18 protein-coding genes and 2 pseudogenes are annotated in these 20,093 nt (G+C 72.5%); 10 read left to right on the top strand and 10 right to left on the bottom strand.

All coding sequences use genetic code 11. The annotated features are described in order from the left end of the window. Positions 1-44 precede the first annotated feature (44 nt). The 4 genes from pstS to ACQP2H_RS28305 form a co-directional block, all read right to left on the bottom strand. Entirely contained in the window at positions 45-1,148 is a 1,104-nt protein-coding gene (gene pstS, locus ACQP2H_RS28320; protein WP_219464916.1) for a phosphate ABC transporter substrate-binding protein PstS, read from the bottom strand. A 315-nt stretch (positions 1,149-1,463) separates the two neighbouring features. Then, complete coding sequence (mshD, locus tag ACQP2H_RS28315; RefSeq protein ID WP_433229495.1) at positions 1,464-2,387, bottom strand: mycothiol synthase; 924 nt, start codon at positions 2,385-2,387, stop codon at positions 1,464-1,466. Between the two features lie 48 nt (positions 2,388-2,435). Continuing rightward, positions 2,436-3,326 carry a polysaccharide deacetylase family protein gene (locus ACQP2H_RS28310; RefSeq protein WP_433229493.1) on the bottom strand — a complete coding sequence of 297 codons (891 nt, stop codon included), beginning with the start codon at positions 3,324-3,326 and terminating at the stop codon, positions 2,436-2,438. 164 nt (positions 3,327-3,490) lie between these two features. After that, positions 3,491-4,207 carry a winged helix-turn-helix transcriptional regulator gene (locus ACQP2H_RS28305; RefSeq protein ID WP_088643167.1) on the bottom strand — a complete coding sequence of 239 codons (717 nt, stop codon included), beginning with the start codon at positions 4,205-4,207 and terminating at the stop codon, positions 3,491-3,493. A gap of 274 nt (positions 4,208-4,481) precedes the next feature. Here ACQP2H_RS28305 and ACQP2H_RS28300 point away from each other — a divergent pair, with 274 nt between their 5' ends. The 5 genes from ACQP2H_RS28300 to ACQP2H_RS28280 all read left to right on the top strand — a co-directional run bounded on the left by ACQP2H_RS28300 (position 4,482) and on the right by ACQP2H_RS28280 (position 8,041). After that, on the top strand, positions 4,482-5,528 hold the full coding sequence (locus tag ACQP2H_RS28300; RefSeq protein WP_433229491.1) for a hypothetical protein: 1,047 nt from the start codon (positions 4,482-4,484) through the stop codon (positions 5,526-5,528). 163 nt (positions 5,529-5,691) lie between these two features. Beyond that, positions 5,692-6,471, top strand: coding sequence for an LmeA family phospholipid-binding protein (locus ACQP2H_RS28295; protein WP_219464911.1), 780 nt, complete (start codon positions 5,692-5,694; stop codon positions 6,469-6,471). Positions 6,472-6,535: 64 nt separating this feature from the next. Beyond that, positions 6,536-6,664: an Ms5788A family Cys-rich leader peptide gene (locus tag ACQP2H_RS28290; RefSeq protein ID WP_357538098.1), complete on the top strand. Its 129-nt coding sequence runs from the start codon at positions 6,536-6,538 to the stop codon at positions 6,662-6,664. A gap of 204 nt (positions 6,665-6,868) precedes the next feature. Beyond that, positions 6,869-7,717: a sulfurtransferase gene (locus ACQP2H_RS28285; RefSeq protein ID WP_208567877.1), complete on the top strand. Its 849-nt coding sequence runs from the start codon at positions 6,869-6,871 to the stop codon at positions 7,715-7,717. A 3-nt stretch (positions 7,718-7,720) separates the two neighbouring features. Continuing rightward, complete coding sequence (locus tag ACQP2H_RS28280; RefSeq protein ID WP_208567878.1) at positions 7,721-8,041, top strand: DUF1416 domain-containing protein; 321 nt, start codon at positions 7,721-7,723, stop codon at positions 8,039-8,041. Positions 8,042-8,211: 170 nt separating this feature from the next. On the opposite strand, the pseudogene ACQP2H_RS28275 reads toward ACQP2H_RS28280, so the two are convergent. Then, positions 8,212-8,460 (bottom strand): annotated as a pseudogene (locus ACQP2H_RS28275) (hypothetical protein); the annotation flags it as partial. Then, positions 8,457-8,939 carry a DivIVA domain-containing protein gene (locus ACQP2H_RS28270; RefSeq protein WP_433229488.1) on the bottom strand — a complete coding sequence of 161 codons (483 nt, stop codon included), beginning with the start codon at positions 8,937-8,939 and terminating at the stop codon, positions 8,457-8,459. The gene ACQP2H_RS28270 and the pseudogene ACQP2H_RS28275, both read right to left, overlap by 4 nt. A gap of 306 nt (positions 8,940-9,245) precedes the next feature. Between ACQP2H_RS28270 and ACQP2H_RS28265 the strand changes: the two genes are divergently transcribed. After that, positions 9,246-9,485, top strand: coding sequence for a winged helix-turn-helix domain-containing protein (locus ACQP2H_RS28265; protein WP_433229486.1), 240 nt, complete (start codon positions 9,246-9,248; stop codon positions 9,483-9,485). A gap of 638 nt (positions 9,486-10,123) precedes the next feature. On the opposite strand, the gene ACQP2H_RS28260 is transcribed toward ACQP2H_RS28265, so the two are convergent. Further along, complete coding sequence (locus ACQP2H_RS28260) at positions 10,124-14,506, bottom strand: S8 family serine peptidase (RefSeq protein WP_363819663.1); 4,383 nt, start codon at positions 14,504-14,506, stop codon at positions 10,124-10,126. A gap of 304 nt (positions 14,507-14,810) precedes the next feature. On the opposite strand from ACQP2H_RS28260, the gene ACQP2H_RS28255 reads away from it, so the two are divergent. Both ACQP2H_RS28255 and ACQP2H_RS28250 read left to right on the top strand, forming a co-directional pair. Then, positions 14,811-15,311: a winged helix-turn-helix domain-containing protein gene (locus tag ACQP2H_RS28255; RefSeq protein WP_308290922.1), complete on the top strand. Its 501-nt coding sequence runs from the start codon at positions 14,811-14,813 to the stop codon at positions 15,309-15,311. A 12-nt stretch (positions 15,312-15,323) separates the two neighbouring features. After that, positions 15,324-16,159, top strand: a pseudogene (locus ACQP2H_RS28250) (hypothetical protein). 180 nt (positions 16,160-16,339) lie between these two features. Here ACQP2H_RS28250 and ACQP2H_RS28245 read toward each other — a convergent pair. From ACQP2H_RS28245 to ACQP2H_RS28235, 3 genes are all read right to left on the bottom strand, one after another. Next, positions 16,340-18,394 (bottom strand): amylo-alpha-1,6-glucosidase, encoded by a 2,055-nt coding sequence (locus ACQP2H_RS28245; RefSeq protein WP_219464905.1) that lies wholly within the window; start codon positions 18,392-18,394, stop codon positions 16,340-16,342. Beyond that, positions 18,394-18,771, bottom strand: coding sequence for an SCP2 sterol-binding domain-containing protein (locus ACQP2H_RS28240; protein WP_219464904.1), 378 nt, complete (start codon positions 18,769-18,771; stop codon positions 18,394-18,396). Before ACQP2H_RS28240 ends, ACQP2H_RS28245 begins: the two co-directional genes overlap by 1 nt. A 111-nt stretch (positions 18,772-18,882) precedes the next feature. After that, positions 18,883-19,257: a DsrE family protein gene (locus ACQP2H_RS28235; protein ID WP_208567885.1), complete on the bottom strand. Its 375-nt coding sequence runs from the start codon at positions 19,255-19,257 to the stop codon at positions 18,883-18,885. 12 nt (positions 19,258-19,269) lie between these two features. Between ACQP2H_RS28235 and mtfM the strand changes: the two genes are divergently transcribed. Further along, on the top strand, positions 19,270-19,374 hold the full coding sequence (gene mtfM / locus ACQP2H_RS28230; RefSeq protein WP_067315095.1) for a small membrane protein MtfM: 105 nt from the start codon (positions 19,270-19,272) through the stop codon (positions 19,372-19,374). A 114-nt stretch (positions 19,375-19,488) separates the two neighbouring features. Next, a complete protein-coding gene (locus ACQP2H_RS28225) occupies positions 19,489-20,076 on the top strand; it encodes an FABP family protein (RefSeq protein ID WP_208567886.1) in 588 nt (195 codons plus the stop codon). Positions 20,077-20,093: the final 17 nt, after the last annotated feature.

The following is a 20,093-nucleotide window of genomic DNA, read 5'->3' as shown; positions in this document are numbered from 1 at the left end:
TGCTCGCTCGCTTCGACTTGAGGAGGTGTTGTCGCTCGGGAGGGTCAGCCGAGGTTCTTGACTGCGGTCTCGACCTTGGTGCGGACCGAGTCGGGCAGCGGGGCGTAGCCCAGCTCCACCAGCTCGGCCTGGCCCTCGGTGCTGGCGGCGTGGCCCAGCAGGCCCTTGACCAGCGGCAGCTTGTCGGCGGCGAGGCCCTTGCTGCAGACGATCTCGTAGGTCACCAGGACGATCGGGTACGCCCCGGCCTCCTTGGTGGCGTAGTCGATCGACATCTTGAGGTCGTCGCCCTGGCCCTCGATCTTGGCCCCGGCGATGGTCTTGCCGGCCGACTCGGCGGTCAGCTCGGCGTACTCGCCGGCACCGTTCTGCACCTTGGCCTTCTTGAGGCCGGAGTTCTCGGCGTACGACCACTCGACGTAGCTGATCGTGCCCTCGGTGCTCTTGACCTTGGCGGCGACACCGTCGGACTTGGGGGCGCCGAGCCCGCCCGGGGCCTTCCACGCCTTGTTGTTGCCGAAGGTCCAGTCCGTCGCGGCGGTCTTCGACAGGAACTTGGTGAAGTTGTCGGTGGTGCCCGACTCGTCGGAGCGGTGCACCGTCTGGATCGCGGTGGAGGGGAGCGTGGCGTTCGGGTTGTCGGCCTTGATCGCCGGGTCGTCCCACTTGGTGACCTTGCCGGCGAAGATCTGCGCCAGGGTGGCCGGCTTGAGCTGGAGGTTGTCCAGGCCGCCGACGTTGTAGACGACCGCGACCGGGCCGATCACCATCGGCAGGTTGAGTGCCGCGCCGCCGGTGCACTTGGCGTCGGCCTGCGGCTGCTCCTCCGGCTTGAGGGCGGAGTCGGAGCCGGCGAAGTCGGCGGTGCCGGCGATGAACGCCTGGATGCCCGCGCCGGAGCCGCTGGCCTCGTAGTTGATCGTGGTGCCGGCGCACTTCTGCTGGTAGGCCTTGATCCACTCGGCCATGGCGTTCTTCTGCGCGGAGGAGCCCTGCGCGTTCAGGGTGCCCTTGCCACAGTCGGCCGCGCTGGCCGAGCCGGAGGCGGAGGCGCTGGCCGGCTCGTTGTTGTCCGAGCCGCAGGCGCTGAGGCCGAGGACCGCGGTAAGAGCGAGGCAGGCAATGGCGCCGTGCCGCTGGAGCTTCACCTGAGGGGTTTCCCTTCACGTCTTTGGTCAGGTCGCCCGGATTGGGGCCCGAGTGCCGGCGCGCTGACCGGCTGACACGAAAGCTAGAAGTGCCAGGTAGACGGTTCGCCGGTCGGAAGTGAACGGGGCATGAACAGCCCCGGCCGGGAAGGTGACCGCTGCCTGAGGGAGGGTTGTCCGTTAGGTGAACTGCCGTCCCGGTATCCGCATTGATGCGATATATCCGGGCAGCCGTTATCCGGGCGTGGCCCCGCCGTTACCGCACGGAGACCGCACCTGTCGTGCCCCGGCCGGGGCGGAGCGGACGGGAGAGCGTCAGCCCCGGTGGTAGTTGACGTGCCCGCACCAGCGGGCGAAACCGAGCCGCTCATAGAGCGAGACGGCCGCCGTGTTCGACTCGTCGACATAGAGCATCACCCGGTCCAGCCCGCGCCGGTCCCGCAGGTAGGCCAGCCCGGCGGTGGTGAGTGCCCGGCCCAGGCCGCCACCGTGCGCGTCCGGGTCCACCCCCACCACGTAGACCTCGCCGATGCGGGCCGAGCCGGGCCGCTCGTGCACCTTGGTCCAGTGGAAGCCGAGCAGCCGCCCGGCGGCGTCGACGGCGAGCAGGAAACCGGCCGGGTCGAACCACGGCTCGGCCAGTCGGGCCCGCAGGTCGTCGGTGGTCCACCGGCCCTGCTCCGGGTGCCCGGCGAAGGCGCGGGCGTTGAGCGCGAGCCAGGCGTCGTCGTCCTCGCCGGGGCGGAAGGAACGCAGCGTCGCCCCGGCGGGCAGGTGGGGTTCCGACACCGGGTCGGTCAACGAGCGGCGCAACTGCCAGAGGACCCGGGCCCGCGCGAAGCCCAGGTCGACTGCGAGCGCCGCGGCGGCCGGGTGGTCGCCGTGCGCCCAGGCCCGCAGTGGTCCGGGAGTCGCCGCGAGTACGCCCCGGGCCAGCGCCCGTCCGGTGCCCCGCCGCCGGAAACCCGGGCGCACCACCAGCTCCACCCCGACACCGGACGTCGGGTCGGTGGTGTCCAGGTGGGCGTACCCGGTCAGGGTGCCGTCGAGGGCGTGGATGGTCAGGTGCCGGGCTGCCGCCTGCGGGTCGCGCAGCCGCAGCAGGGTGTGCTCGTCGAAGGGGTCGGCTCCGTCGGTGTCGCCCGCGAGGCGGGCCAGGGCCAGCACCTCGGTCACCTCGGCCGGGGTGAGCCGGTCGCTCTGGGTCAACCGGTCGGTCGTCGACTCGCCGCTGCTCATCTGATCACCGTAGCGGGATCCGCCCGATCGTCCCGCCCGTCGATCGGTTCAGTTGGCCCCGCCGGGCGGCAGCGCCTCCAGGCGGAACCGGGCGAGCAGGTCGGGCAGGATCCGGCGCAGCGCGTCCACGGTGCCCTGCCGGTCACCACCGGCGTCGTGCATGAGCACGACCGCGCCCGGCCCGGTGTCCCGGGTGACCACCGTGGTGATCTTCGCGGCACCGGGGACCTGCCAGTCGTTGGGGTCGACGGTCCAGTGCAGCGGGGTCATCCCCAGCCCCTCGGCGACCGACACCACCGGGTACGTCCAGGCCCCGCCGGGCTGCCGGAAGTAGCTGATCCGGGCGTCCGGCACGGCGGCGTGGATGGCCTCGTTGGTCCGGATCAGGTCGGCCCGGATCAGGGCGGGGGAGCGCTTGCCGAGCAGCACGTCGTGGTGCCACGAGTGGTTGCACAGGGTGTGCCCGTCGGCGACGATCGCCTGGAGCAGCTCCGGATGGTCCTGGGCGTTCTCGCCGACCACGCAGAACGTCGCCTTGACCCCGTACGCGCGGAGCACGTCCAGCACCTGCGGTGTGTACGTCGGGTCCGGCCCGTCGTCGAAGGTCAGCGCGACCTCGCCGGTGCCGGTGCTGGCGTGGCTGCCGAACGGGCCGTCGCCGCCGCTGGCCGGCTGGGCCGAGTCCGGATCGGTCCCGTCGGCGGTGGGGGCGCCGGTGGGGCCGGTGCCGTCCGGGCCGGTCGGTGCAGCGTCCGGGTCGGCGGGTTGCTCGCCGTACTGGGCGCCGGCGATCTGCGTCGACGCGCCGGTCGGCTGCCGGGGTGGGCCCGGGGTCATGCTGCGCCCGAGGGCGTAGGTGGACCCGAGCAGGGCGGCCAGCACCAGGGTGACGACGCCGACGGTCCCGCCGGTGGACCGGGGGCGCATCAGTGCCCCCACCGGTCAGGATGACGGGACGGCCCTCTCGTCGCCCCCGTGGTCAGTGCACGCACCGTCGCCCCTTTCACTCCTGCTGATTACGGCAATAAGAATAGAGCCGACAACAGGTGCAAAAGGGGCGTATCGGAAACAGTGCGCTCGGCCGGTGGTGCTGCGGACCGGGATCAGACCGGCAGCGGCGCGGGCTCGGACTCCGGCAGGGACCGGGACGACGGCGGGACGACGAACTTGTAACCCACCTGGCGCACGGTGCCGATCATCGACTCGTACTCCGAGCCGAGCTTGGCCCGCAGTCGTCGGACGTGCACGTCCACCGTGCGGGTGCCGCCGAAGTAGTCGTAGCCCCAGACCTCGCGGAGCAGCTGGTCCCGGGTGAACACCCGGCCCGGGTGCTGCGCCAGGAACTTCAGCAGCTCGAACTCCTTGTAGGTGAGGTCGAGCGGCCGGCCCTTGAGCTTGGCGGCGTAGGTGTCCGGGTCGATGTTCAGCTCGCCGGCCCGGATCGAACCGCCGGCCCCGGAGGTGGCGTTGCTCAGCCGGCCCACCGCGAGCCGCAGCCGGGCCTCCACCTCGGCCGGGCCCGCACCGGCCAGGATCACGTCGTCGACGCCCCAGTCGGCGTTGAGGGCGATCAGGCCGGCCTCGGTGACCACCGCGACCAGCGGCACACCCAGGCCGGTGGCGTGCAACATACGACAGGTGGCACGGGCCTCGCTCAACTCCGACCGGGCGTCGACCAGCACCGCGTCCGGGCTGGGCCCGGAAACCAGGGTGCGCACGTCGCGCGGCGCGGTACGCACCGAATGCGGCAACAGGTCGAGTGCCGGCAGCACCGCCGAGGGCTCACCTGCACGCGCGGTCACCAGCAGCAGGAGCTCCACACGATCACCTCCGTCCCGGCGGCTCAATGGCCGCACGCGACCAGCTGACCCGCCGGTGGGCGGGGCGCTGAGAACTTGCGTGGGTCCCGGCGTCGCTGACGGGCGGGTAACGGCTTGAGCGTAACCGATCGCCCCGTCGTCGCCCCGGCGTCCTTTCCTGTTTGTCGGATCTGCCCGTGATCACCGCCCAGGTTTTAACGTCGCCGAAACCGTGATCCCCCGCCGGACGCCCCGTGATCCCCGCCGGACCCCGTCGGTCTGGCACGATCGGGGCGTGTTTCCCTCCACCTCGCCCGACACCGGCCGTGACCCGTGGGCCGACGGCGCCCCCGACGGGCCCGCCGGCCCGGCCGGCGGACCCGCACCCGGGCCGCGCCCCGCCCCGGACGACGACACCGGGAGCCGCCGCGAGCGTGGCCCGCGCCGGTTCCGTAAGGGCGGTGCCCCGCGCCGGAGCGAGGACGACGACGTCGAGCCGGACGAGGAGCCGATCGAGCCGGTCGAGGTGCACCGGCCGCTCTCGCTGACCGTCGCCGGCTTCGCGGCGCTGCTCGGCGTCGGCCTGGTGCTCGGTGCGCAGACCGCCGGGCCCGGACACCGGCTGCCGTTCGCGGTCATCGTGTTCGGCGTTCAACTGCTCTTCGTGCTGGCCTGGACCATGGCCATGCGCCCACCCGCGCTGCTGCTGGTCGCGCTGACCAGCGGCGTGGTCGCCGCGGCGGCCGACGTCGCCGCGGTGCAGACCGACGTCGCCGGGCTGGCCCCGCTCGGGTTCGTGGCGCTGGGCGGGTTCCTGCTCGGCGTGCTCGGTCAACTCGTCCGCCGGGTGGACCGGGTCCGGGTGACCGACTCGCTCGGCACCACGCTGCTGATCGTGGTCGGCGTGGTGGCGTTCGCCACCCTGATCACGCTCAGCCGGATTCCCGCCGGCACCCAGGCGATCACCGTCTGCCTGGTCGCCACCGGCGTCGCGCTCACCGTGGGGCGGCTCACCGACGCCGTGCTGGCCTGGCCCCGGCTGGCGCCGCAGGTGCCCCGGGGTGCCGCCGGGGTGGTGGTCGGCGCGATGGCCGGCACCCTCACCAGCGCCCTGCTCGGCAGTTACCTGGTGGGCTTCACCCCGACCAGCGCCGCGCTGATCGGGCTGGTCACCGCAGCCACCGCCGTGCTGGCCGACCTCGCCGTCGGCTACGCCGAGGCGGGCCGGCTGATGGCGGGCGAACCACCCACCATGTGGATCGCCCGGCACATGCAGGGCCCGCTGGGTGGCTTCGCGTTGGCCGCTCCTGCGGCGTACGCCATGTGTGTGCTCTTTCTCTGACGCCGGTCGACGGCGGTGGGCGCGCGGCGCGGTTGGGCGCGACGGCGCTCGGGTAGTAGCGGTGCGCCGCGGGCGGCGGCATCGATGACGGCACGTCGCGGGACCGCGACGGCCACGACGGCACGTCGCGCGACGGCGACGGCGACGACGGACGGAGACGGGCGTGGCGCAGACGTACGAGGAGCGGCCCCGGCGGCGCGGGCGCAGGTGGCTCGTCGTACTGGTCGTCCTGGTCCTGATCCTGGGCGGGCTGCTGGTGGTGGCCGACCGGGTGGCGGCCGGCCTGGCCGAACGGGCCATCGCCGACCAGGTCACCCAGGAGGTCGCCAAGCAGAACGCCAGCTCCGCGCCGCCCCAGGTGGACGTGGGCGGGTTCCCGTTCCTCACCCAGGTGGTCGACGGCCGGTACGAGCGGATCTCGATCGTGCTGACCGACGTCAAGGGCTCCGTGGAGGGCAACGCGGTCAGCCTGCCCCGGCTCGACGTGGACGCCCGCAACGTGCGTGCCTCGCTGGACACCATCCGCTCGGGGCAGGGTGAGGTGGTGGCCGAGACGGTGGCCGGCACCGGCACGGTCACCTACGACAGCCTGGCCAAGCTGCTGGACCGGCCGGGGCTCAAGCTCGGTGAGCAGAACGGCAAGCTGGCCGTCACCGCGCCGGTCGACATCCTCGGCCAGAAGCTCACCGTCACCGGTACCGCCGAGGTGACCGTGGCGGACGGCGGCAAGGTGGCGTTGAAGTTCAGCGACCTGAATGCCCAGGGGCTGCCGAACGTGGCGCTGGCCCGGACCCTGCTGAACAACTACGCCCGGGGTATCTCGGTCGATGTGCCCCTGCCGGCGCTGCCGTTCCAGCTCAACGTGCGCAAGGTCGAGCCGCGCCCGGAGGGGCTGACGGTGACCGCCGACGCGAAGGACGTCCCGATCAACTCGGCAAGCTGACCCACCGCTCAGTTCTGAACGCGGCCCGGCCCCGGGGTCCCTTGCCGGCCGGGTCGCGTCCCGTATGGTGGTCGGCCCCTGGCACTCTCCGGGACGGCTGGTAGGCTCCGAAACCATGGGGACGCACCTCACCAAACGGCGCGCGGTCGACCTGTGCCGCGTGGCCACCTGCCTGTGTCGCTCCGTCATCTGACGGCGGGGCTGTCTCCGGCCGCCCAGCGGCCACTGCACCCGGGGTCCCACTGATCCTGCGGTGCCCACCCTCCGAAACGCCCGGCAGCGGCGCCGTCGCACGAACCCGTGATCCGTTCCTCTATGGGTCCCGCGCATGGTGCGACATCACCGATCTCCACCACCCGCGCTGGCTCACCACCCATCCTCACCAGGGAGTGATCTGATGAGTCGCGACACCGCACTCGTCTCGGCCGAATGGGCCGAGAAGAACCTCGACGCCCCGGGCGTCGTCTTCGTCGAGGTCGACGAGGACACCTCCGCCTATGACACCGGCCACATCGCCGGTGCCATCAAGCTCGACTGGAAGACCGACCTCCAGGACCAGGTCCGCCGGGACTTCGTCAACAAGGCCCAGTTCGAGGCGCTGCTCTCCGAGCGGGGCATCGGCAACGACGACGTCGTGGTCCTCTACGGCGGCAACAACAACTGGTTCGCCGCGTACGCGTACTGGTACTTCAAGCTCTACGGCCACCGCGACGTCAAGCTGCTCGACGGCGGTCGCAAGAAGTGGGAGCTGGACGCCCGTCCGCTGGTCAAGGACGCGGTGACCCGCCCCGCTACCCAGTACGTCGCGCAGGAGCCGGACACCTCGATCCGCGCGTTCCGCGACGAGGTCGTCGCCGCGATCGGCACCAAGAACCTGGTCGACGTGCGCAGCCCCGACGAGTTCGCCGGCCGGCTGCTGGCCCCCGCCCACCTGCCGCAGGAGCAGGCGCAGCGGGCCGGGCACATCCCGACCGCGATCAGCGTGCCGTGGTCCAAGGCGGCCAACGAGGACGGCACCTTCAAGTCCGACGACGAGCTGCGCAAGATCTACGCCGACGCCGGGCTGGACGACGGCAAGGAGACCATCGCCTACTGCCGGATCGGCGAGCGCTCCTCGCACAGCTGGTTCGTCCTGCAGGAGCTGCTCGGCCACCCCAACGTGAAGAACTACGACGGTTCCTGGACCGAGTACGGCTCGCTGGTCGGTGTGCCGGTGGCGCTCGGCGACGAGCCCGGGGAGGCCTGAGCCATGACCGCTCCCACCGCCGCCGGTTGCGCCGCGCCGGACCAGTCCGCGCCTCTGCCGGCCAGCCTGGACCTGGAGAAGGAAACCGTCATCACCGGCCAGGTGCTGGCCGAGTCGGGCGACGTCGTGCCCGGCGCGTACGTCCGGTTGCTGGACTCGACAGGTGAGTTCACCGCCGAGGTCGTCACCTCGCCGACCGGGCAGTTCCGGTTCTTCGCCGCGCCGGGCAACTGGACCCTGCGGGCGCTGTCCCGGCACGGCAACGGCGACACCGCCGTGACCGCCAACCGGGGCATCAACGAGGTCTCCGTCACGGTGGCCTGACCCACGCATCGATCGGCCCGGGGCCGGTCACCCCACCCGGGGTGACCGGCCCCGGGCCGTTGCGCCCTCCGGCGGCCCGCCCGGCAACCCGGGTGGCCGCGCCCGGCAGGCGCGAGGTGCCCGTCGCCCGGCAACCCACCGGGCCGTCGCCCGGCAGCCCGGTGTCACGAGGTGCAGCCGCCCTGGTGATCGATCCGCCGGACGCAGCGGCGACGCCCACCGAGCCGCCTGTCGCAGAAGACCTGATGCTGCGGTTGCGATCCACCCTCCTCGGAGACGGTCGTCTCACCGAGCACCAGCTCCGGCAGGAACGCCAGCGACCGGCCGATCGCACGGGCCAGCAGCCGCGCCGCCGGCAGGTCGTCGGCGGCGACAGTCAGGTGTACGACGTACCGCTCCCGCTCGGTCGCGGTGGTCACGCCCGCACCACCCGGGGCGCGAACCGGGACTGCCAGTCGCGCAGCGCACCCTTGATCCGCGCGTTCTCCTCCCGGGTGCGGGCCAGCTCGGCGTGCAGCACGGTCAGCTCGTCGGCGACCCGGTGCAGGAACCCGTCCACCTCGCCCGGGTCCAGCCCGTACCGGGACCGCCGGAACCGTTGCTGCCGCACCTGGCTCGTGCAGAGCGGCCGGTACCCCACCGGTTGGTGGTGGTGTGCCACGGGTTGGTGGTGGTGTGCCGCCGGCCCGTGGTGGTGCCCGGTGTTCTGCCGCCCCGGCGGCCCGGACCGCCTGACGGGACGGTTGCCGGTCCGGCTGGCCGGGGCTTGGTTGGCCGGGGGCCGGTTGGTGACCCGGTGTCGGGCGGACGGCCGCTCGGCCGCCTCGGGCTGCTCGGCCGTCTTGGGCTGCTCGGCCGTCTTGGGCTGCTCGGCCGTCTTGGGCCGGTCGTTTGTCACGGGCCGGTCGGTTGCCGTCGACCGGCTCCGGCGGAACAGCCGGAGGAACCTGAACACGATGGGACCACCTCTCCGCAGGGGGCAGCGGGGGATCGTGCTGCCGTGGAAGGTGACCGGGGCGGGCGGTTTCCCTTCCACTGCACCCACCCCGGCCGGGGAGAGCCCTGCTCGTTGCCACGCGAGGAGCGCTCGCCGACCAACTTAGTCACGGAAGTCTTCTAAGGCAACCTCCAGTTGTCTTGTGTCTTCCGCTTGTTCAGTGCACTTGTTTTGTGATCGAATCGGAGGTGCCACGCGAGGAGTGCTATGCCTGCTTTGCCTGATTACTTCAAGATCGCCAACGAGATCATGTCGGACACGCGGAGCGGTCGCCTCAAGCCGGGGGACAAGCTGCCGTCGATCGCTGAGCTGTGTGAACTGCACAAGGTGAGTGCATCGACGATCAGGATGGTTTTCGTGCGCCTTGAGGCGCTTGAAGTGATCGACCGCCATCAGGGCAAGGGTGTCTATGTGACCGACCCGGAAACCTGGCTGCGCAAGCCCTGAACTGAATCTGACGGTGCTTTCGGAGCTGCGCCGGTCTGCTTACGTTCCGCTGTCGCTGTCGCTGTCGCTGTCGCTGTCGCTGTCGCTGTCGCTGTCGCTGCGCGCTTGCCGCTGAGTGGCCTGTCCTCGGTGGCCGTCGTGTGCCGGCGCTTCAGGGCAAGGCTGGTGCTGCTCTGCTGCCCTGCCACTCTGCTGACCCGGCGGGGGGACTATGTGTCCCCAGAGGCGGTTATGCCTGTCCGTCATATTTATGACCCACAGGCATAACCGGTTCAGAGCATAGTGTGGCTACCCCGGGCTGACCGAGAGGGCGGCCCCGGCGATTTCGGTGGCGGTCGAAGGGTTGATTCGTGTGGTGGGCGCCCCGACCTGGCCGAGAGGGGTGGGTCCCCGTGAGGAAATAGCGATCCCGACCGAGCCCGGCCCGGCCCGGCCCGGCCCGGCCCAACCCGGCCCGGCCCGGCCCGGCCCAACCCGGCCCGGCCCGGCCCGGCCCAACCCGGCCCGGCCCGGCCCGGTCGATCCCGGCCCGGTCGATCCCGGCCCGGTCGAGGCGGGGGCGGCCGAGGCGGGGGCGGGGATGGCGGTGGCCGCCGACCCGGGAGGGGTCGACGGCCACCGTCAGTGCGGCTGTCCGGTCAGAGGCCGGACGCCCGTGCGCCCGCACAGGTCGACGTCGGAGCCAGGCGGAAGTCGAGCGTGCCGACGATGCCTGCTTCCACGACGGCCCGCTGGACCTGGGGCACCCAGCTGTCCTTCGCCACGATCACCTCGTACTTGCCCTTCGGCAGCCACCAGGCGTAGCGGCCCTGGGCGTCGGCGGTGAGCGTGGTGCCGGTGGTCGAGCCGACCAGGTTCAGCCGGATCGTGGCCGGGACGCCGACGGTCTGGCCGCCGCAGGTCACCCCGGTCACCGTGCCCTGGATCTTGCCCCAGTTGTTCGGCGGCGAGACGTTCATCTCGACACCGACCGACGACACCGGGTACGGCGTGTCCGAGGTGATCCCCAGTTCACCCGAGTATGCCCCGGGCTGGAGCACCCCGGCCGCCGCCGTGGCGGTCAGCGTGACGGTGACCGTCTGGGACGCCCCCGGAGCCAGCGTGAAGCTGGTCGGTGCGGTGGACAGCCACGGCAGGTCACTGGCGTCGGCGCAGCCTTCCAGCCCACCGAGCCGCTCACTGTCCGCCGAGCCGACGAACGAGCTGGGCGAACCACCGATCTTGTACGCCCCGCAGGCGGCAGCGCCCCGGTACCTGTTGAACTGGGCGTTCGGCAGGTTCCGCCACGCCCCGGCGACCGGGTCGAAGCCGACCGTCCGGTTGGTGACCGACGTCGAGCCGCCCGTCACCCCGCCGGCCAGCACCAGCATGCCGCCGGCCGACGCGTACTGGGAGCCCCACAGGTCGACCGGGAGGTTCGGCAGCGGGCTCCAGGTGTCCGACGCCGGCTCGTACCGCCAGGCGTCGGTGTACTCGTCGTCGGCGACGCCACCGGCGCAGTACACCTGGGCACCGATCCCGCCACAGGACAGCCAGGAGACCGGGTGCGGGTAGGCCGCTCCGGCCCGGAACGTCCCGGTACGCGGGTCGAACACCACCAGCTTGTTGCTCTCCGTGCAGGTGGTGTCGACGCAGCCACCGACCAGGTACACCTTGCCACCCGCCACGGCGGTGCCGGCTGCGGCGGCAGGGGCCGGGTTGACCGCCCCGGCCAGGGTGCTCCACGAACCGCTGGCCGGGTCGAAGACGTCCACCGTCGGCTCGGCACCGGTGCCGTCGCCCCAGCCGCCGAGCACGTACAGCTTGCCGCTGATGCCCACGGCGGACGGCTTGGAACGGGCGTGCGGCAGGTCGGGCAGCGCCGTCCAGACGCCGGTAGCCGGATCGAACACCCAGGCCTTGCGCTCGTTGCCGGTGTCGCCACCGCCGCCGACCGAGTAGACCTTGCCGTCCAGGTTGGCCGCCGCGTTGTCGTAGATCGCGGCGGGCAGGTTGGTGATCCGCGTCCAGGCGTCGTCGGCCTGCGGCGCGGCGTCGGCGTTCCCGCCGCCGTACCGGGCACCGGTACGGCCGGTGCTGATCCCCTTGACCACCTGCTCCCGCAGCGGTGCGCCGCCGGTGGACAGCACCTCGAACCCGCCACCGCGTTCCAGCAGCTCCACGGTCGCCGGGGCGGAGCCCGTGTTGCGGACCGTCACCTTGGCGTTGCGGGTGCTGCCGTACGGCTGGTGGGCCTCGATCGTGGTGGTGCTGACGGTGAGCCGCCCCGCGGCCAGGGCCAGGTCGGCCCGGCGGGTGCTGTCGGCCACCACCGTCACCTGCTGGGTGACCGGGGTGTACGGCGGCCGGGACGCGGTGAACGGGTGGGCGCCGGTCAGCCCCGAGAAGAGGTGGTAGAAGCCGTCCGGCAGGTTCGGGTCGTCCGGGGTGGCCGCCGAGACGGCCGTGTCGGTGGGCCGGTCGACGCTGGTCACCGTCACCCCGTTGACGGCCGCGCCGGTGTTGCGGTCGGTGGTGTTGCCGACCACCAGGCCACCCGGCACGGGGGTGCAGTCCCGGTTGACCAGCTGGACGTCGTCCACCTGCCACCACCAGGCGAAGGTGCCCTTGAACCGGAAGCGCACCAGCGCCCCGGTCGCGCCGGCCGCCGGGGTCAGCGGCACCTCCTCGACGCGGGGGCCCCGCCGGCTGGCGGTCTGGTGCCACACGTTCGTCCAGCTCGCCCCGGCGTCGGTGGAGACGTCCACGTCGGCGGTGTCACTGATCCCGACCGCCCGCCAGTCACTGCGGAACCGCAGCAGCGGAGCGGCCGAGGCGGACAGGTCGACCGGCGGGGCGATCAGGTCGGTGTCCTGGGTGTTGCCGGTGCCCAGCTTGTCGCTGTCGACGATCGCGAACCCGCCGGTGCCGCCGGTCAGGTTGCCCCGCGCACCCGGGTCGTTGAAGACCCAGCCGCCCTTCTCGGTGCGGTTGCGCACCGACCAGCCCTCCGGTGCGGTGGTGCCGTCGAAGCTCTGCGACAACAGCGGCGCGCTGAGGCTGCCGGTGTAACCGGCGGCGACACAGGCCGCCTCGACCGGGACCGGGATGTCCGCGGTGGTGGCCGTCGCGCCGACGGTCAGGTCCTTGGTCACCGTCCGGTAGCCCGGGTATTTCGCGGTGACGGTGAGCTTGTAGTCGGTGTTGCCGGCCACGGTGAAGGAGTACCGGCCGGTCACCGGGTCGGTGAAGACCGGTGCGCCGGGGCGGCCGGCAACCTCGATCTTGGCGTACAGCGGCCAGCCGTGCCCGGAGCCGTCGGTGACCCGACCGGAGACGGTGACCGTCGGGGTCGCCGTCAGGGCGAAGTCCCGGGTGACCGTGCCGTCCTCCGGGACGGTCACGGTGCCGGTCGCGGTCCGGAAGCCGTACGCGGACACGGTCAGCGTGGTCTCGCCGGCCGGCACGGTCAGCGTGTACCGGCCGTCCGTGCCGGTGGTGACGCTGCGCTCGCCCGTGGCGACGGTGGCACCCGCCACCGGGTCGCCGCCGGCCGCGTCGGTGACCCGGCCGCTGACCTGGCCCACCGGCCCGCGCGGGGCCTGCCGGACCGCCTCGTACGCGTTGAGCCGGCCCTCGCCGAAGACGTTGTTGTCGGCGGCGGTGCCCCCGCAGGTGGTCGCGTCGACGTCGGTCGCGGTGCGGTCGAGCAGTGCCTCCGTGGCGGCGATGTCACCGCGCAGGCTGGGCGCGGCCGACCAGACCAGGGCGACCGTGCCGGCCACGTGCGGGGCGGCCATCGAGGTGCCGTTGAACGACGCGTACCCGTTGCCGGGGACGCTGGAGCGCACGTTGCTGCCGGGCGCGGCGATGTTCGGCTTCAAGCCGGCCGGGTCGGTGGCGTTGCCCCGACCGGAGAAGCCGGAGATGTTGTTGTTCACGTCGTACGAGCCGACCGCGTACGCGTTGGAGTTGTCACCGGGGGAGCCGGCACTGCCACAGGCCGGGCCGTCGTTGCCGGCGGAGAAGACCGGGAACATCCCGGCGGCCCGCCAGGCGGCCACGGTCTGCTGGTACCACAGGTCGCCGCCGTCGCCGCCCCAGGAGTTGTTGACGATGTCGGGGCGCAGGTCGGGGCGGGGGTTCTGGCCGTTGAGGTCGGTCGGGGCGAGCACCCACTGGCCGGCGGCCAGCAGTGAGGCGTCCGAGCAGTTGTTGGACTCGCAGCCCTTGGCGGCGATCCACTTCGCGCCGGGGGCGACCCCGACCTGGTTGGCGGACCCGTCGGTGCCGACCATCGTGCCCATGGTGTGGGTGCCGTGGTCGTTGTTGTCGCAGGGGGCGTCCTGCGGGCAGACGTTGGCCGGGTCGTACCAGTCGTAGTTGTGGTCGAAGGTGCCGCCACCGAGGTTGCCCCGGTAGGAGTTGACCAGCGCCGGGTGGTCGAACTGGACGCCGCTGTCGATGTTGGCGACGACCAGGCCCTCACCCCGGTCGCCGAACTCGTCCCAGACACGGGGTGCGCCGATGTTGGTCAACCCCCACTCGACGGCGTCGGTGCCGGCCCGCGCGTCAGTGCTGCGGACCGGGCGGATCAGCGGGTAGCTGCGGGTCGGGGAGATCCGGGCGACCTCGGGACGGGCGGCGACGACGTCCAGCAGCGCCCGGTCGCCGGTCACCCGTAGCGCGTTGGCGATCCAGTACGCGGTGTAGGTGGCCTTGCGGTCGTCGAGCACCGCGCGCAGGTCGCGCTGGGTCCGCTCGGCGGTGGTGGTGAGCAGTCGGTGCACCTCACCGGCGCGGGCGTCCGGGCTGCGCAGCCGGGCCGCGTCGGCGAGCGGGGCCTGCTCGCGCAGGTAGACCAGGAAGGTTTCGGTGCCGTCGGCGAGCCCGTCGAGGACCTGCTGGTCCACGGTGGCCCGGGGCGCGGCCGGTGCGGCACCGGCGGGTAGTGCGGGCTGGGCGGTGAGACCCAACAGTCCGGCCGCGAGCGCGGCCACCAATCGCCACCGGGACGGTCGTCCGGTCGGTCGTCTGAGCACGCTGTTCCTCCCCACGTCGTCGGGCCCGATCGGTTCGGACCCGGCCGCGTGTGCCGTGGTGGTGGCCACGCGGAGCGGCTGGGGGAGACGGCCGGTGGTGGGTGCTGGAGGGCCGGCCCCCCACGGCCGCTGTGCATCATGCTCAGCCGGAGAACCATACTGATCAATGGATCGGGTCGGTCAGTATTTGGTCAGTAACCAGGCGCCACGCTGACCGTTAGGCTGACTCCAGCCGCGTCGGCACCTGTCGTGGGCGGACGGGACCGTCGGCAGCGGGCGGCAGGTGCGCTCCTGGGGAGGACGTGTGACCGGTGTCGACATCCCGTTCGTGGTCTGTGTGAGCGCCGACGTCTCGGTCCGGGAGCGGGTGGTCCGCCGGCTCGACGACCTCGGCCCGGTGGTGATCTGTGCCGACCTGGCCGAACTACGCGCCATGCTCTTCCCGACCCCGCCGGCGTCCGCCGCGCCACCGACCGGGCCGACCCCGGTGCGCTGCGGCGACCTGGTCGTCGACCCGGCCGGTCACCTGGTCACCTGGCGGGGGGAGCCGTTGGCGCTGACCCGGTTGGAGCGGGAGCTGCTGGCCCGGCTGGCCGGTGACCCGGGGGCGGTCTGGAGCTACGAACGGATCTTCGGCTCGGTCTGGGGCGGTGCCTGGCTGGGCGACGCGGCGATCCTGCACTCGGCGGTCAAGCGGCTGCGCCGCAAGCTGCGCGCGGTGCCGGGCTGCCCGCAGGTGCAGACCGTGCGCGGTGTCGGCTACCGGCTCGGCGTACCGCCCGGCCGGCCTGCGGTGGGGCCGTGACACGATGATCCGGTGAGTGGTGCCGTCCATCCGGGGTACGCCCCACCGCCCGGCCCGTCCGCGCCGCGCCGCCGGCTGCGCTGGCTGCTGGTGGTGACGGTGGCCTGGGCGGTGCTGCTGGGTGTGCTCACCTGGTGGTCGGCGCGCAACGACGCGCCGACCGTGCGGGAGCAGCGCACCCTCGCCGAAGCCGGCCCGGTGGTGGACCGGGCCCTCGGTCGACTCGTCGCGGCGGTCGGCGACGGGGCCTGGGCGCTGACCGGGCCACAGGTCGAGCGCGGTTGCCGGATCACCCCGATGTCCGCCGGTGCGACCCTGAGCCGGGGGCTGGACGTGCTGGTGGCCGAGGGTGGCGAGCGGGCGTTGCTGGACCGGGTCGCCGACCGGCTGCCGGCCGACTGGCGGGCCGGGGTGCGCTCCGGCTCGGCGGGGCCCGGCTGCGCGCCGACGCGGGGGTTCGTCACCGTGCAGGGGCGGGTCACCAGCGGCGGCCGGGTCCGGTTGACCGCCGACACCGGTTGCCGCCCGGTCGGTGCCGGCTATCCGCAACCCCGGCTGCGTCGGCCGATCCGACGCTGGACGCCGCGCTGGCGGCCCTGGGCCGCGCGGCGCAGACCGCCCCGCAACCGGTCACCGCCCCCTGCCCGGGCGGCGGCACCGCCCGTACCGTCGCCGTCACGGCCGGGGCCGCACCGGCCGCGCTGACCGGCCTGCGTCCGTTGGCCGCCGGCCCTCCGGTGGTCGACCTCCCCGAGGTGTACGCCTACCGCAGCGGCCCGACCACCGTGCTGGCCGACGGCACCGGCGCGCAGCTGCGGCTCTCCGTCTCCACCGGCTGCCCCGCCTGACCGCCCGGCTGCCCGCCTGGTCCGGTCGACGCCCGCCCGGCTGCCCCGCCTGATCCGGTCGACCCCTGCCCGGCTGCCCCACCTGATCGGGCCGACGCCCGCCCCGCCTGATCGGACCGACGCCTGCCCCACCTGATCGGGCCGTGGCCCGCCCCGCCCGCCGGTCCGTCCGTTGCCGGGTCAGTCGCGGTGATCGTGGTCGTGCGGGGTGCGGCTGCGGCCCAGGGCGTCGACCCGACCCCACCGGCCCGGGATGTCCAGCAGCTCGACCCGGCCCATCCCCTCCGGCACCAACGGATCGATGATCAGATGCTCGCCCTGCGGTTCGAGGCCGAGGATCACCCGCAACAGCAGCAGCGGGGTGCCGGCCGACCACGCCTGCGGACTGCACGCCGTCGGGTACTGCACCGGATAGTCGGTGAGGGTGCGGTCGAAACCGGCGAACGCCTCGGGCAGCCGCCCATCGAAGTACCGCGAAGCGTTGATCATCGCCTCGCAGATCCGGCCGGCCTCCTCACGGAAGCCGTACCGGCTCAGACCCCAGGCGATGAAGGCGTTGTCGAACGGCCACACCGTGCCCACGTGGTAGCCGATCGGGTTGTAGCGGCCCTCGTCGGTGGCCAGGGTGCGGACCCCCCAACCCGAGAAGAGCCTCGGGCCGAGCAGGTGCTCGGCGACCAGGGCGGCCCGGGGCTCGTCGACGATGCCGCTCCACAGCAGGTGACCGATGTTGGAGGTGAGCGAGTCGACGTGCCGGCCGTCCGGGTCCAGGGCGAGGGCGTAGTGGTTCTTCTCGGAAATCCAGAAGTCCCGGTTGAAGCGTTCCTTGAGCGCCTTCGCCTCCCGTTCCAGCCGGTCGGCGTACTCCGGGTCGTTCCAGAACAGCCGGGCCATCCGCGCCCCGCGCCGCTTGGCGTCGTAGGCGTACCCCTGGATCTCGCAGGTGGCGCGGGGGAAGCCGGGCAGCCGGCCGTCGGCGTAGGAGATGGCATCCCAGGAGTCCTTCCAGCACTGGTTCTCCAGGCCGGTCTCCGGGTTGCGGCTGCGGTACCAGACGTAACCGGTGCCGAGCAGGTCGCCGTAGGTGTCGATCCAGTGCAGCGCGGCCCGGACCGGGGTTTCCAGTTGCTTGACCAGCGTGGCGTCCCCGGTCCAGCGCTCGTACTCGTCGAGCAGGATGACGAACAGCGGGGTCGAGTCGGCCGCACCGTAGTAGGGGGAGTGCGGCTGCTCCTCGAAGCCGGCGGTCTCGCCGTACCGCAGCTCGTGCAGGATCTTGCCGGGTTCCTCGTCGCGGAAGTCGTCGAGCCGGTAACCCTGGAGCCCGGCCAGCATCAGGATCGTCGGCGGGACCAGCTCCGGCAGGAACGGCAGCACCTGCAACGAGGTGAGCATGCTGTCCCGCCCGAAAAGGGTCATGAACCAGGGCAGACCGGCGGCGAGCAGCCGGACGCCCAACGTGATCGACTCGTACCGCAGCGCCGCCAGGTCGTGCAGACTCTGCCGGTACGCCCCGGCGAGCGGTTCGCAGTCGCAGCCGAGTTGCGGGGCCCGACCGACCAGCGCCTCCTGCTCGTCACGGATGACGGCCGGGCCGCGCGCGGCGCCCAGCGCGGTGATCGCCCGGACGTCCTCGCCCCGGGCCCCGTGGATGATCGGCGTCACGGTCACGCAGGTGCTCCACCCGGAGTGCGGCTCGACGGTGATCGACCAGGTCATCCCGCGCTCGTCGACGTGGGCGTCGGTGCTGCTGACGATCAGCGCCTCCCGGTGGAAGGCTTCGCGGCGGTAGGTCAGCCGCAGCTTGTTCTCACCGGCCTCCGCGCTGGTCCGACCCTTCTTCGGCCGCTGGTGCTTGATCTCGAACAGGTCGGCGAAGTCCGAGCCCATCTCCAGCCGCAACTGGAACCGCGCCTCCCGGCCGGAGTGGTTGAGCACGGTGAGTTCCTCGGTGAAGACGCCGCCGATCGACCGGCTGCGGATGATCGACACCTTGGCGTCGAGGTAGTGCGTCGGCTCGCCGGGGACGAGGAAGAACCGGGTCTGGTAGGAGTGCGCGTCGTCGACCGAGAGGGCGTGCAGGCGCTCCCCGTCGAGGGTGAGCAGCCAGGTGGAGAGGAACCGGGTGTCGAAGGAGAACATCCCGGTGGGAAAGTCGAACGACGGCTCGACGTCCCCGCTGCTGTCGCAGACCAGGAAGGTGTTGCCGTCGAGGATGCTCACCCGCTGCTGCATCAGGCCCGCCCGGTCTGCTCGCGGGCGGTCTCCCGGGGGTCGCGGACGCCGGGCGGGGTGGGGAAGAACTGCCGGAAGACCAGGAACAGCATCACGTTCCCGCTGAACGTGGACTCGTTGCGCAGCACCGCCGAGATGCTCTGGGCGGTGCCGGTGGCCAGCCGTTCGAAGAGGTCGGCGCTGCTGCTCCACACCGCGTCCGCCGGGCCCCGGGCCCGGTCCACCACGGCCCTGCCGGGGCTGAGCCGTACCAGCCAGTGGTCGGTGCGGTTGTCGGTGGTGAGATCGATCTGGAGGGTGCCGGTGACCGGGGCGCGCAGGATCGCCGGGGCGCGCGCCGGCAACGATGCGAAGAACTCCTCCGTCGCCTGGCTCACCCCCGAATGGTAGGCAGCAAAACGACAATTGGGTTCAGGATCGGCAGTGCGCGTACAACGGGCGAACGGTGTGGCCGAACGGTGGAGGCGGGTGCGTTCCGCAGCCGGCTGTCAGTAAACCAGCGCCTGCGCGCCCTCGGCCATCGCCTCCTCGACGAAGACGGCCGCCCCGGCGATCCGGACGCCGGGCAGCACGTCGTCCGGGCCGATGTCCCGCCGGGCGACGCACTGCGTGCAGGCGGTGACCTGCCCGGTGGCGAGGATGACGCCCAGCAGGTCGGCCAGCGGCGCGGAGTGCGGCAGGGTGAACTGCTCGGCCCGGCCGGGCACGGCGAACCAGGCGGACTCACCGGTCAGCCAGAGCGACACCGGCACCCCGGCGGCGGCGGCCGTGGCGGCCACCGTGAACGCCTGCGCGCACCGCTCCGGGGCGTCCGCTCCGGCGGTGGCCTTGACGACGAGAGTGCGGCCCATGGGACCCAGCATAGGATGACCATGATGGTTACCGAGATCGGGTTCGTCAGCCTGCTGGTCGCCGGCCTCGGCGCGCTCGCCGGTGGCCTGGTCTACCTGGCCGTACGCCTGTCGAGAGGTAAATGGTGAGCGCGAGGAGCGAGCCGGGGTTGCGAGCCCCGCAGTCGCGAACGAAGGTGGCCGGGTGAGCGCGAGGAGCGAGCCGGGGTTGCGAGCCCCGCAGTCGCGAACGAAGGAGAGCCGGTGAGCGAGAATCCCCTTCAGCCGCCGTGGTTGAACGCGCCGCCGGTCGAGGAGTACCCCTACCAGGAGAGCCACGACCTGCGGGTCGGTCCGAAGCTGCACCCGGCGCTGGACGGCCTGCTGCCGTACGTCGGGGTGTGGCGGGGCCGGGGTCGGGGCGGGTTCCCCACCATCGAGGACTTCGACTACGCCCAGGAGATCCGGATCAGCCACGACGGCCGGCCGTTCCTGTTCTACGAGTCGCGGGCGTGGCTGCTCGACGAGGAGAGCCGTCCGATCCGTCCGGCCGGGCGCGAGGTGGGCTGGTGGCGTCCGGTGCTGGATGGTGAGCGGGTCACCGACGAGTTGGAAGCGCTGATGACCACCCCGACGGGGATCATGGAGCTGCACATCGGCAAGCGCACGGGCACCCAGATCGAGTTCGCCACCGACGCGGTGGTGCGTACCGCCACGGCCAAGGAGGTGACGGCGGGCGCCCGGCTCTTCGGCATCGTGGAGGGGGCACTGCTCTACGCCCAGGAGATGGCGGGTGTGGGTCACAGCCTTTCCCCGCACCTGTCGGCCCGCCTGGTCCGGGTCGCCGGCTGACCCTCCGCCACCGGCCA

The organism is Micromonospora sp. CA-248260 (genome assembly GCF_050942205.1).
Classification (GTDB): domain Bacteria; phylum Actinomycetota; class Actinomycetes; order Mycobacteriales; family Micromonosporaceae; genus Micromonospora; species Micromonospora antibiotica.
The sequence above is the reverse complement of the archived record's forward strand: the minus strand, read 5'-3'. Positions and strand labels throughout refer to the sequence as shown.